The 12,162-nt window shown below is 67.9% G+C and carries 10 protein-coding genes and 1 tRNA gene; all 11 read right to left on the bottom strand.

Annotated features, from left to right (window positions below; all coding sequences use genetic code 11):
* Window positions 1-6: 6 nt before the first annotated feature.
* Window positions 7-1,404, bottom strand: a complete 1,398-nt coding sequence (locus tag JI752_RS08595; protein WP_216962291.1) for a pectinacetylesterase family protein — start codon at window positions 1,402-1,404, stop codon at window positions 7-9.
* A 256-nt stretch (window positions 1,405-1,660) separates the two neighbouring features.
* On the bottom strand, window positions 1,661-2,761 hold the full coding sequence (locus tag JI752_RS08590) for a hypothetical protein (RefSeq protein WP_216962289.1): 1,101 nt from the start codon (window positions 2,759-2,761) through the stop codon (window positions 1,661-1,663).
* A gap of 61 nt (window positions 2,762-2,822) precedes the next feature.
* Window positions 2,823-3,692, bottom strand: coding sequence for a DMT family transporter (locus JI752_RS08585; protein WP_216964182.1), 870 nt, complete (start codon window positions 3,690-3,692; stop codon window positions 2,823-2,825).
* A 54-nt stretch (window positions 3,693-3,746) separates the two neighbouring features.
* Window positions 3,747-4,793, bottom strand: a complete 1,047-nt coding sequence (gene murB / locus JI752_RS08580) for a UDP-N-acetylmuramate dehydrogenase (protein ID WP_216962286.1) — start codon at window positions 4,791-4,793, stop codon at window positions 3,747-3,749.
* Window positions 4,794-4,858: 65 nt separating this feature from the next.
* Window positions 4,859-5,917 carry a quinone-dependent dihydroorotate dehydrogenase gene (locus JI752_RS08575; protein ID WP_216962283.1) on the bottom strand — a complete coding sequence of 353 codons (1,059 nt, stop codon included), beginning with the start codon at window positions 5,915-5,917 and terminating at the stop codon, window positions 4,859-4,861.
* 159 nt (window positions 5,918-6,076) lie between these two features.
* Window positions 6,077-7,609, bottom strand: a complete 1,533-nt coding sequence (locus JI752_RS08570; RefSeq protein ID WP_216962281.1) for an aldehyde dehydrogenase family protein — start codon at window positions 7,607-7,609, stop codon at window positions 6,077-6,079.
* Window positions 7,610-7,681: 72 nt separating this feature from the next.
* Window positions 7,682-7,758: transfer RNA gene (locus JI752_RS08565), tRNA-Arg, on the bottom strand.
* Window positions 7,759-8,013: 255 nt separating this feature from the next.
* Complete coding sequence (locus JI752_RS08560; protein ID WP_216962278.1) at window positions 8,014-9,279, bottom strand: dicarboxylate/amino acid:cation symporter; 1,266 nt, start codon at window positions 9,277-9,279, stop codon at window positions 8,014-8,016.
* A gap of 80 nt (window positions 9,280-9,359) precedes the next feature.
* The gene (locus tag JI752_RS08555; protein ID WP_216962275.1) at window positions 9,360-10,139 is read right to left on the bottom strand and encodes a L,D-transpeptidase family protein; all 780 of its coding nucleotides are present in this window, start codon (window positions 10,137-10,139) and stop codon (window positions 9,360-9,362) included.
* Window positions 10,140-10,153: 14 nt separating this feature from the next.
* Window positions 10,154-11,005 (bottom strand): MurR/RpiR family transcriptional regulator, encoded by an 852-nt coding sequence (locus tag JI752_RS08550; protein ID WP_216962272.1) that lies wholly within the window; start codon window positions 11,003-11,005, stop codon window positions 10,154-10,156.
* Between the two features lie 24 nt (window positions 11,006-11,029).
* Window positions 11,030-12,127 (bottom strand): dipeptide epimerase, encoded by a 1,098-nt coding sequence (locus tag JI752_RS08545; protein ID WP_216962269.1) that lies wholly within the window; start codon window positions 12,125-12,127, stop codon window positions 11,030-11,032.
* Between the last annotated feature and the right edge of the window lie 35 nt (window positions 12,128-12,162).

The raw sequence follows: 12,162 nt of genomic DNA, 5'->3' as shown, positions 1-12,162 counted from the left end.
CGCGGTTCAATTCAGCAGCGCATCGATGAGTGCGTAGAAGGGATTGAACGGCTTGGCGCGATCGGCCTGGTCGCTGCTTTCCGAAGCGTCGAGCACCGCGCCCTGGCCGTTGAGCACGTTGTCGATGAAGTGCGACAGCTCCAGCCCGCGTTCCTGCACGTCGCCGTTCTTGAAGTCGACGATCGTGTCGCAGTGGCTTTCGTTGAGTGCGCGGAACTGCGGGAAATAGCCGCCGACGTTGGACAGGCTATCCGTCGTGGCCTTCAGGCGCGTGGTGTCGACCGCCCACTTCTGGTGCAGCAGCGCTTCCTTCGCGGCCTGGTTCGGCGCGTTCTGGATCTCCGGGAAGAAGCGCTCGTAGGAGTACGAGGAGTAGTTCAGGTCCTGCCAGAAATAGGTGATGCCCAGGCGATCGCTGCGGCGCTTGTTCGCCAGCGCGGGAATCAGCGTGGCGTAGTCGTTGCGGCTGAAGCCCGGGCCCAGGCGGCCGGCGAGGTAGTCGATCGGACCGTTGGTGGCGTCCAGGCCCCATGCGGGGCGGATCGTCGCGAACAGCGGCACCGACGGATACTGCGCCGGGCTGGCGCCATTGGGCGCGCTGAACACCGGGCCCGAATCGTTGATCAGGAACGCGCGATTGGGCGCGAGATCGCCGCGCATGTGTTCGTAGTTGAGCATGCTGCCCACGCCGCCGGCGCTGCATCCGGCCTGCACCAGTTGCGTTGGCCGCGGCAGGTGGTCCTTCAACCACGACACCACCGCGCGCGCGTTGCGCAGGCCGTTGTGGTGGTAGACCAGCGGCGCGCCGCCGTTCGGGTCGGGATACACCGCGACGCGATCGCCGCTGTAGATGTCGCCCGTGCAATAGGGCACGTAGACCAGGTTCCACTTCTGCGTCTTGACCACGTCGCCGGTCGGCGAGATGCGCAGCACGAACGGGCTCACCAAGCTCGCGCCTGGATTGAGCAGCGACATGTAGTCGTCCGGAATGCCGTCGGGATTGCGCGCGCTGCGCGGCGTGAGGCCCTTGCAGCTGGCGTAGTCCCAGCAGGCGCCGCCGCCTTCCATGTAGATGAGCGTGTTGCGCGTGTCGGCGACGCGGTTGACGAAGAACTTGTACGGCGTGCCGTTCCCGCATACGGCGCCCGTCTGCGGCGCGAGCTGCACGGTCTGCCAGCCGCTGTAGTGGCCGGGCGCGAATGCGTCGTCGAAGCCGGCGGGATTGGCCAGCAGCGGATAGGTCGGCGCATTGCGCTGCGCGGGCGTCACCTTGTTGTCGGCCGCGGGCGGCGAGACCAGATTCACCAGCACCTGCCACCAGGCGTAATCGCCTTCCTCGGCCAGTGCGGCGGCCGGCATGGCGAGGGCGAAGAGGAGCACGAGCGTTGCGGGCTTGCGGTTCATGGGAGCAACTCCTGTCGATCCTATGGGGCGTGCGAGCGCGGCAAACGGCGGCCACGCGCTGACGGCCGCCGCAGCGGGCGGCGCACTGCAACCGTACGAGCGCGTACTTCTTGCCGCCGCCAACGCGGCCGGGTCAACGAAGGCCGCGTGAAGATGCGGGCAAACGGCCGCTTTCACCCGCTGCGCGGCCGCTGTGCCCCCCTTTCACCCCGCAGGCGGCGCCGTCCCTAGTGCGGCGCACCACGCCACCGCGCGCTTATCGCATGCGGCAGGTGGCGCCGGCGCAGGTCATGGTGTTCCAGTCGAGGATGCTCGAATGGCCCGGATCGCCCGTCGGCCGCTGCACGCCCTTGGGCACGATGAAGGTGGCCGAGTGCGCGCCGTACAGGCCGGCGGGGATGCGCAGGGGCCGCACCACGACGTAGGCGTTGTGCATGGAATAGTCGCGGCTGCTGCGCGGCGGCGCGCCGGAAACCGGTGGTGCATCGCGCAGTTCGATGGCGGCGAACGCGGATGCCCAGGCTTGCATGTCGCTGGATCGTGCTTCACGCAGCAGCCCCTTGGCGACGGCCTCGCGCAGGCCGGCTTCACCGGCCAGCGGCGCATCGGGATCGCGGAACTGCTCGGGCTTCTGGTTGGCATCGGTGACCAGCGCGGACTTCGACCCGTCGCCGATAGCGACGAATCCGTCCTGCGCGATATACGCCCGCGTCACCCGCTGTCCGAAGACGCGGCGCGCGATCGGATTGAGCTCGCCCAGGTTGCGCTCGCTCACGTAGAACTGGCCGCACTGACCCTTGTTGTCGTAGCTGCTGTTGATGCGCGGCACCGACGGCGGCAAGCCGGCGACGGCCTGCCGGTGATACCCGCTTACCAGCACGGCGACGATGCGCGTGCGGGGCGACCAGCCGATGTTCCAAACCGTGGGCTCGTACGCGCCCAGCATCAGCACGACCGGCGCCGCATCTTCGCTGACGGCCACGTCGATCTGCGTCGCCGTGTGGCCGCTCTGGTCGATCTGGTAATCGAGCTTGCGGCCCGAATACGCGCCGGCGGCGTACACGTTGAACCTGGACGGGAGACCGCCGAATTCGCAGCCGGGGACGGAGGAGGGGCTGTCACGCGAGGCGGGGACCTCGAACGGCACCAGGCGGCTTTCCTTCGCGGGAGCCGGAGGCGGCGCGGGCCGGCCCACGGGCGGCAGATCCGCGGCCGGCGCGACGGAGCGGTCGGCAAACCCGGACGATGCGTTCGAAGCGGCGTCCGCTTTCGCTCGGCGGTGCGCCGGGTTCCATTCCTGGCACGCGGTCAATGAAACAAGCGACACCAGCGCCGCCAGCGCGATCCTTGCCTTCATGTCCATCCCCCTGATGATGCGCGCATCGTACGGGGGCGGTCGCGATGCTGTCGACGCCGCGTTACTCGCCCGGCTTGGCCGCTTCCGTCGGCGCGTTCGTGGCGTGGCGGCGCAGCAACACGGCCTCGCGGTGCGTGATGTAGGCGTTGGCGGCGAGGATGATGCCGGCACCGACCCAGGTCCATACATCGACGACTTCACCGAACCACAGCCAGCCCACCAGCGCCACCAGCGGCAGCTGGACGAAGCTGATCGGCGTCAGCGCGGAGACTTCGCCCAGCTTGAGCGCATGCGTCCACAGCACCTGTCCGCCCGTGCCGAACAAGCCGGCGGCGACCACCCACACCCACGCGATGCCCTGCGGCCACTCCCACACGAACAACGCCGGCACCAGCGACAACGGCACCCAGAACAGGTACGTGTAGAGCACGATGGTGTTGGCCGCATCCACGCGCGAGAGCTGCTTGATCTGGATCGCCACGACCGCGCTCAATACCGCCGCGGCCAACGCGATCAGCGTGCCGGCGGTGAACTCGTGCGAGCCCGGCCGCACGATCACCAGCACGCCGATGAAGCCCAGCGCCACCGCGGCCCAGCGTCGCCCGCGCACGTGTTCGCCGAGCATCAGCGCGGCGAGGATCGTCACGAACACCGGCGAGGAATACGAAAGCGAGATCGCCTGCGCCAGCGGCAGGTGGCCGATGGCCCAGAAACCGCACAGCATCGAAAAGATGCCGATGAAGCAGCGCACGAAGTAGCGCGGCAATTGCTTCGTGCGCAGCGACGCCGGGTCCATGCGCATCAGCAGCGGCAGCACCGTGAGCAGGCCGAAGAAATTGCGGAAGAAGGCGATTTCCAGCGTGTTGAGCGAATGCGACGCCAGACGGATCGCAATGGCCATCACGCCGAAGCACAGCGTGCTGGCGAGCATGAAGCCGGCGGCACGAAGCGGATGGGGCAGGGCTTCGCTCACTGACGCCGTTCCTTACCAGTTCGCGCCGACGATGCGCGGCTCGGGTTCGATGGACACGCCGAAGCGCGTGCGTACCGAATCGGCGATGCGGCGCGCCAGGACCAGCAGTTCGTGCCCGCTCGCCTTGCCGTGGTTCACCAGCACCAGCGCGTGGCTGGGCGCGACGCCCGCATCGCCGTCGCGGTGCCCCTTCCAGCCGCAGGCGTCGATGAACCAGGCGGCGGAGAGCTTGCGCGTGTCGGCGGCGTCGCCACGGAACACCGGCATCGTCGGGTCCTGCGCATGCAAGGCATCGGCCTGCGCGACCGGCACGATCGGGTTCTTGAAGAAACTGCCGGCGTTGCCGAGCACCGCCGGGTCGGGCAGCTTGCGGCGGCGGATCGCGATGACCGCCTCGGCGACGTCGCGCGGGGTCGGCACGGCGATTCCCATCGCGATGATCTCGTCGCCGATGCCGGCGTAATCGAGCTTCAGCGCAGGCGTGCGCGATAACGCGAACTCCACCGCGGTGACGATGTAGCGGTCCGGTTCGTGCTTGAACACGCTATCGCGATAGGCGAAGGCGCAGCGTTGCGCATCGAAACGGTGGACTTGTCCGCTGGCCGGCTCGAAGCACTCCACCGCGTGGACGAACGCACGCACTTCCACGCCGTAGGCGCCGATGTTCTGGATCGGCGCGGCGCCGACGGTGCCGGGAATCAGCGCGAGGTTTTCCAGACCGGCGAAACCGGCGTCGAGCATGCGCATGACGAAGCCGTGCCACGGCACGCCCGCGTCGGCGCGCACGATCGCCGCGTCGCCTTCATCGCGCACCACGCGAACGTCCTGCCCGGTGAGCGCGAGCATCGGCGCATCCGGATCGCCGGCAAACAGGAAATTGCTGCCGCCGCCGAGGACGAGCGGCGCGTGCCCGGCGAATTCGGGGCGTGCGAAAAGGTCCGGGAGTGCGGTCGCGTCGGCGACTTCCGCCAGCAATGCCGCGGTCGCGGCGACGCCGAAGGTGTTGCGCGTTTGCAGCGGCGCGTCGCGGAAGAGGCGGATGGGATTCCCGTAGCTCATGTCACTCAACGCTCGTCATTCCCGCGAAAGATTCCCGCTTTCGCGGGAATGACGGAAAGAGAGTCTCATACGATCGGCGGCATGTTGCCGCGGCTCGGTGCTTCCTTGCGCCGGCGCATGGCCTCGACGCACTCCTTCACCAGCGCCGGGCCGCGATAGACCAGCCCCGTGTAGGTCTGCACCAGCGTCGCGCCGGCCGCCATCTTCGCGGCCGCGTCGGCGCCGGAGAGGATGCCGCCCACACCGATCATCGGAATCGATTCGGGCAGACGCGTACGCATCATGCGCAGCACGGCAGTCGCCTGGCCGAGCAGCGGCTTGCCGGACAGCCCGCCGGTTTCCTGCGCATGCGGCGCGCCTTCGATGCCCACGCGCGAGACGGTCGTGTTGGTGGCGATCACGCCGTCCACCTGCAGATCGCCCAGCACGCGCGCGGCGGCTTCGACGTCGTCGTCGGTGAGGTCGGGCGCGATCTTCACCAGCATCGGCACGCGCCGGCCGTGCACGGCGGCCAGGCGCTCCTGCGCCTCGCGCAGCGTGCCCACCAGGCGGCGCAGTGCCTGCTCTTCCTGCAATTCACGCAAGCCAGCGGTATTGGGCGAGGAGATGTTGACGGTGACGTAATCGGCCAACGGATACACGCGCTCCAGGCAGAGCAGGTAGTCGTTCTCGGCCGACTCGTTGGGCGTGTCCTTGTTCTTGCCGATGTTGATGCCGAGCAGGCCGTGGCGACGCTTGGCCTTCTCGACATTGCGCACCAGCGCATCCACGCCGCCGTTGTTGAAGCCCAGGCGGTTGATGACGGCCTGCTGGTCCGGCAGACGGAACATGCGCGGCTTCGGGTTGCCTTCCTGCGGACGCGGCGTGACCGTGCCGACCTCGACGAAGCCGAAGCCCAGCGCGAGCAGGGCGTCGATATGCGCGCCGTTCTTGTCCAGCCCGGCGGCCAGGCCGACCGGATTGGGGAAGGTCAGGCCGAAGGCGCGCGTCGGCAGTGGCGTCGGCGGGCGCGCGAGGAACGCGCCCGCGCCGGTGCGGTACGCCACTTCCAGCGCGCTGAGCGCGGCGCCGTGCGCGGTTTCGGCATCGAGGCCGAACAGGAAGGGGCGGGCAAGTCCGTACATTTGTTCGGGATTAGGGATTCGAGATTCGGGATTCGGTGGGAACTCGGTCGAACTGGGAGCCCGTGATCGTGATTGGAATGAACCGGACTTCACGGGACAAGTCAACGACGTCGCGCGCCGCTTTCACGAATCCCCAATCCCGAATCACGAATCCCGACTTCACAGATCGAACTTGATGCCCTGCGCCAACGGCAGCGCGTCGGAATAGTTGATCGTGTTGGTCTGACGGCGCATGTACGCGCGCCACGCGTCCGAACCGGACTCGCGGCCACCACCGGTTTCCTTCTCGCCGCCGAAGGCGCCGCCGATTTCCGCGCCCGAGGTGCCGATGTTGACGTTGGCGATGCCGCAGTCCGAACCGGCCGCCGACAGGAACGCTTCGGCCGCCTTGAGGTTCTGGGTGAAGATCGACGACGACAGGCCCTGCGGCACGTCGTTCTGCATGTGGATGGCGTCGGCCAGCTCGCGGTACTTCATGACGTAGAGGATCGGCGCGAAGGTCTCGTGCTGGACGATCTGCGCGTCGTTGGACAGACCGGTCACGATGGTCGGCAACACGAAGTTGCCCGGACGGTCGATCGCGGCGCCGCCAGTCTCGACCTTGCCGCCGGCGGCCTTGGCCTGCTCGATGGCGTCCAGGTAGGCCTGCACCGCGTCGCGGCTGTTGAGCGGGCCCATCAGGTTGGCCGGGTCGGTCGGGTCGCCGATCTTCTTCTCGACCTGCTTGTAGGCGGCGATGAGCTTGGCCAGGACGTCGTCGTAGATGGATTCGTGCACGAACAGACGGCGCGTGGTGGTGCAGCGCTGGCCCGCGGTGCCGACCGCGCCGAAGGCGATGGCCGGGATGGCGAGCTTCAGGTCCGCCGTGGCGTCGACGATGATCGCGTTGTTGCCGCCCAGTTCCAGCAGCGAGCGGCCCATGCGGCGCGCGACGCGCTCGCCGACGATGCGGCCGACCTTGGTCGAACCGGTGAAGCTGATGAGCGGGATGCGCTTGTCGTCGACGAAGCTGGAGGCGAGCTCGGTGCCGGCGTCGTTGAACAGGAAGAAGATGTCCGGGAAACCGCCGGCCTTCAGCGCTTCGTTGCAGATCTTCATCGAGGCCACCGCCGACAGCGGGGTCTTCGGCGAGGGCTTCCAGATGGTGATGTCGCCGCAGATGGCGGCGATGAACGAGTTCCACGCCCACACCGCGACCGGGAAGTTGAACGCCGAGATTACGCCGACGATGCCGAGCGGGTGCCACTGCTCGTACATGCGGTGGCCCGGGCGCTCGGAGTGCATGGTCAGGCCGTAGAGCTGGCGCGACAGACCGACGGCGAAGTCGCCGATGTCGATCATCTCCTGCACTTCGCCGTCGCCTTCGGGCTTGGACTTGCCCATTTCCAGCGCGACCAGCGAACCCAGCGCGTCCTTGTGCTTGCGCAGCGCGTCGGCGCACAGGCGGATGGCCTCGCCGCGACGCGGTGCCGGGGTGGTGCGCCACACCTTGAAGGCGGCCTGGGCGCGCTCGACGATGGTGTCGTAATCGGCCTGCGAGGACGCGTGGACCTTCGCCAGCACTTCGCCGTTGGTGGGGTTGATCGACTCCAGCACGCCGGCGTCACGCGAGGTGGACCATTCGCCGCTCCCGAGGTAGGTGCCGGATTCGGTGGCGGTCAGGCCGAGGGCGGTGAGGACGGGGTGGGTCATCGACGTGCTCCTGTAGGACGGGCGGAAAGCAGGCGCGGCACGGTCGCCACGGGTCTCCTGCGTTCGCCGAATTGGCGGCCCCGACACGATTCGAACGTGCGACCTTCCCCTTAGGAGGGGGACGCTCTATCCAGCTGAGCTACGGGGCCATGAGTCCGGGCATTTTCGCATGAACGCGCGCGAATCGGGCCGGGTCGCTGCCGCCGCGGGGCAGATTCCGACGTTTTCGTGCGTGTTTGCGCGTCCCCGTGCCGGTGGCCAGCGGGTTTCAATGGCGTCATTCCCGCGCAGGCGAGAATCCAGCTGGCCGGGTGCTTCCGTTCTCCGGAAGGTGAGGGCGCGCTCGCCTGGATCCCCGCCTGCGCGGGGATGACGGCAGGGCCTTCGCCCGTTCGTTGGAAGGGCTACGAATCGCCGCCTTCGCCCAGCGCGGGTTCCACCGGATCGTGCTGCCCCTTGGCGACCACGGTGGTCGCCGTGAGGTCGCCGGTCACGTTGCCCAGCGTGGCGAACACGTCCGGAATCGTGTCCAGCGCCAGCAGCAGGCCCAGCGGCTCGATCGGCAGCCCCAGTGCCTGCGTCACCGGCATGTTGGTCGCCATGAAGCTGACCTGCCCGGGCAGACCCACCGAGCCCATGCTGATTACCACCGCCAGCGCGGCCGCGGCGGCCCACTGCGCGAAGGTCAGGTCCACGCCGTAGGCCCAGCTGATGAAGGCCGCCACGCCCAGGTACTGGATCGGGCTGGTGATGCGGAACAGCGACACCGCCATCGGCAGCACCAGCGAGGTCACGCTGAGCGGGTGGCCCAGGCGTTCGCGCGAGGATTCGATCATCGCCGGCAGCGAGGCCAGCGAGGACTGCGTGCTCGCCGCCACCACCTGCGCCGGTGCGATTGCCGATGCGAAGCGTTGCAGGCGCTCGCGGCCGGCGATCACCGCGATGGGGTACATCAGCGCGGTCGCCAGCAGATACATCGTAGATAGGATCGCGATGTACCAGCCGAACGCGCCGATCATGCCGTGGCCCACGCGCGCGCACACCGCCAGCACCAGCGCGAACACGCCGATCGGCGCGATCCACAGCACCCAGTGCACGATCACGATCATCACGTCGGCGATGCCCTGCACCAGGTCGAGCACGCGCGCGCGGCGACCGGCCTCGATCTTCGTCAGCGCGAAGCCGAAGAACAGAGCGAACACCACCAGCGGCAGCATCGCGCTCGAGGCGGCGGCGGACAGTGCGTTGGCGGGGATGATCCCGGCGAACCATTCCGCCAGCGAGCTGGGCAGCGACAGTTGCGCCGCGCCGGCAGTGGCCGCGCGCAACGAATCGGCGAGCCCTTCCTGGCGCGGGACGAACGAGAACAGGATCGGCGCCAGCGTCGCGGCGAACGCAGCGCAGACGGCAAGGATCACCACGAAGGTGACGATGGCCTTGCGCGCCGTGCGTCCGGACGCGGCGGCATCGGTGGCGTTGTTCACGCCGATCACCACCAGCGCCGCGACCAGCGGCACCACCGTCATCTGCAGCGCGTTGAGCCACAAACGCCCGATGGGCGCGACGAAGTCGGCCACTTTGCCGGCCAGCGCGGGATCCAGCCAAGCCAGCAACAGGCCGATGACGGCGCCGAGGAAGAGTCCGAGGAGTACGCGGGCGGTGGTCGACATCGGGTGTCCGTTGGGAAAGTCGGTGGTTCGGTGGCCATCCTCGCGCAGTCGCGCAGCGGAAGGCCAGGGGCGCCGTATTCTCAGCGCCGCGAGGCCGCGCGTGGCAGGTGCCAGGCGTCGTGCAGTCGTTCCAGTTCGTTATCGGGCAATAACGCGAACACGGGTTTACGGCGCGGGTCGAGCCATGCCAGCAGTTCCTGCATCGCCGGCTCGGGCATGGCGGTGCAGCCCGCCGTGGGTTCGCCCGGCGCGCGCCACAGGTGGGCGAAGATGCAACTGCCCGCGCCACTGCGGTTGTCGGGGTTGTGTTCGATCACGAAGCCGAGCTTGTAGCGCACGTCGCCGCCTGCGTGCAGGTCGCGGCGCATGGGTTCGCTGGAGCCTTCCACGGCCGCCTGGCCGACCTGCTTCGCGTCCACAATGCGGTTGTAGAGCGGGGATGCGTTGACGTCGATGCACCAGTCCGACGCGCTCATCGCCTCGTAAGGCCACGCGCTCGCGACGGTGTCGGCGTAACCGAACGCCGTGCCGATGCGGAACACGCCCGCCGGCGCGCGACCGTCGCCTTCTTGTTTCTGCGGGCCATCGGACTGCGCGGGATTCAGGCCGATGCCCCACGCGGCGCCGCTGCGTCCCACCGTGATCGGCGTCGCTTCACCCACTTCGCGCCACTGCTCTCCTTCGCGCTCGTAACGCCGCAGCGTGCCGGTGGTCGCGTTCCAGTCGGCGGTGGTAACCATCACCAGCTGGCGCGCGTCGTCCCACGGCGTGGTGGGCGTCGGCGCAACGCTGGCGCAGCCGGCCAGCGCGAGGAACGACAGGGCAGCGAGGCTTCGTACGAGTGCGGCGGTGACGCGCATGCGCAAATCCCGGATCAGTGGTCGAGCAGATCCTGCATGCGCTCGAAGTTGAAGTCGAGCTGCAGGCGGCGTTCTTCGCTGGCATCGCACAGCAGGACGAAGATGAGGTCGAGCAGGTGCTGCAACGCCGACTGGTACAGCAGCGGCTCGATATGCCGGCGCTCATCGTGCGCGGACACCAGCAGCGCCGCGTCGCCGTGCGCGCGCAGCGGGTTGGGCGTGTGCCGCGTGACCGTGATGACCTTGCCACCGTGCTCGCGGAACAGGCGGCTGATCTGGCACAGCGCCGGCTGCCGGCCCTGCTCGGAGAACACCAGCAGCACGTCGCCCGGTGCGGCGGTGGACACGCCCGACTGCATCAGGATCGCATCGACGTAGTGCACGGTAAGGATGCCCAGCATCGACAGCCGCGTCGCGAACGCACGCGCCGGAATGCCGTCCTCGCCCAGGCCAATGATGAACACCTTGCCCGCCTGCTGCACCGCGTGGGCAATGGCGTCGATGCGCTCGGGCGGATTGATCGTGCGCGTCTGCGCCTCGGCCAGTGCCTTCAGGTGCCACAGGTTCTCGGCCAGCGCGGCGTGGGGGTCCTCGATGCGCGCTTCGCGCGCGGTACCGTTTTCCTCGCCACCGTCGCCGCGCGCCACGGCCTGGCCGATGGAGTACTTCAGATCCGGATAGCCCTTGTAACCTAGCTTCTGGCTGAACTTCACCACGCTGGACTGGCTGATCCCCAATGCGTTGGCCAGCTGCTGCGACGAGTAGTCGCGCAGCAGGTGAGCGTTCTCCAGCAGGAAGTCGCCGATGCGCCGTTCGATGGCCGACATCTGGTCGCGTTCGGCGCGGATCTTGAGCAGCGGCGACATGCGGGCTCCGGACTCGGTGGGCGGTCAGTCTGGCAGAAGTTCCAGCCCGCGGATCTCGCGGATGCCCAGGCCCGGCGCGTCGGTCACCGAGATCTCCGATTCGTTGAAGATCACGCCGCCATCGACCGGATTGAACGCACTCAACGACGGGCCGTCCAGGTCGACCTTGGTGATCGCGTTGGACTTGGCCACCGCCAGGTGCACGGCAGCGGCGACGCTGATGCTGCTTTCCAGCATGCAGCCGATCATGCATTCCACGCCGTAAAGCGCGGCGATGTCGGCGATGCGGATCGCGTTGGACAATCCACCGGTTTTCATCAGCTTGATGTTGATGATGTCGGCCGCGCGCATCTTGATCAGGTCGATCACTTCGGTCGGGCCGAACACGCTCTCGTCGGCCATGATCGGCGTGTGCACGCGTTCGGTGACGTACTTCATGCCGTCCAGGTCCTGCGCTTTCACCGGCTGCTCGACCAGTTCCAGGCGCACGCCGGCGTCCTCGAGCATGCGGATCGCGTGCACGGCCTGCTTCGCGGTCCAGCCCTGGTTCGCGTCCAGGCGGAGCAGGGCGCGGCCCTGCACGGCGGCATAGATCGCCTTGACGCGCTCGACGTCGACGCCGATGTCCTTGCCGACCTTGATCTTCAGCGATTCGAAGCCGCGGTCCACCGCGCTGATCGAATCGGCGACCATCTTGTCGATGTAGTCCACCGAGATGGTGATGTCGGTGGTGATCACCGGATCGCCGCCGCCGAGCATCTTGTACAGCGGCACGCCGTAGAGCTGGCCGAACAGGTCGTACACCGCGATTTCCACCGCCGCTTTCGCGCTGGTGTTCTTCTCCAGCGCGGTCTGGATCAGCTGGGTGATGCGGTTGAGGTTGGCGATTTCCTGGCCGATCAGGCGCGGCGCGATGAACTTGCGGATCGCCTCGATGATCGAGCCGTGCGTGTCGCCGGTGATGACCGCGGTGGCCGGCGCTTCGCCGTAGCCGATGTGCCCGGTATCGGTGTGCACGGCCACGACGATGTCCTCGATCGCCTCGACCGTGCGCAACGCGGTCTTGAACGGTGTCTTCAGCGGAACACGCAGCATGCCGAACCGGATTTCGGTGATTTTCATTCTGGAGGTTCGAAAGTGGGGTTTTCGGGATTCGG

The sequence above is a fragment of the Lysobacter sp. MMG2 genome (genome assembly GCF_016735495.2).
Taxonomy (GTDB): domain Bacteria; phylum Pseudomonadota; class Gammaproteobacteria; order Xanthomonadales; family Xanthomonadaceae; genus Lysobacter_J.
Note: the sequence above shows the minus strand (reverse complement) of the source record. Positions and strands in the feature narration are given on the sequence as shown.

What these genes read in the sequence shown, in the direction of transcription:
- JI752_RS08550 (WP_216962272.1), bottom strand. Translation starts at nt 11,005, where the DNA reads ATGTCGCCGCTGCTCAAGATCCGCGCCGAACGCGACCAGATGTCGGCC.
- JI752_RS08595 (WP_216962291.1), bottom strand. Translation starts at nt 1,404, where the DNA reads ATGAACCGCAAGCCCGCAACGCTCGTGCTCCTCTTCGCCCTCGCCATG.
- murB (WP_216962286.1), bottom strand. Translation starts at nt 4,793, where the DNA reads ATGAGCTACGGGAATCCCATCCGCCTCTTCCGCGACGCGCCGCTGCAA.
- JI752_RS08555 (WP_216962275.1), bottom strand. Translation starts at nt 10,139, where the DNA reads ATGCGCGTCACCGCCGCACTCGTACGAAGCCTCGCTGCCCTGTCGTTC.
- JI752_RS08545 (WP_216962269.1), bottom strand. Translation starts at nt 12,127, where the DNA reads ATGAAAATCACCGAAATCCGGTTCGGCATGCTGCGTGTTCCGCTGAAG.
- JI752_RS08560 (WP_216962278.1), bottom strand. Translation starts at nt 9,279, where the DNA reads ATGTCGACCACCGCCCGCGTACTCCTCGGACTCTTCCTCGGCGCCGTC.
- JI752_RS08585 (WP_216964182.1), bottom strand. Translation starts at nt 3,692, where the DNA reads ATGCTCGCCAGCACGCTGTGCTTCGGCGTGATGGCCATTGCGATCCGT.
- JI752_RS08575 (WP_216962283.1), bottom strand. Translation starts at nt 5,917, where the DNA reads ATGTACGGACTTGCCCGCCCCTTCCTGTTCGGCCTCGATGCCGAAACC.
- JI752_RS08590 (WP_216962289.1), bottom strand. Translation starts at nt 2,761, where the DNA reads ATGAAGGCAAGGATCGCGCTGGCGGCGCTGGTGTCGCTTGTTTCATTG.
- JI752_RS08570 (WP_216962281.1), bottom strand. Translation starts at nt 7,609, where the DNA reads ATGACCCACCCCGTCCTCACCGCCCTCGGCCTGACCGCCACCGAATCC.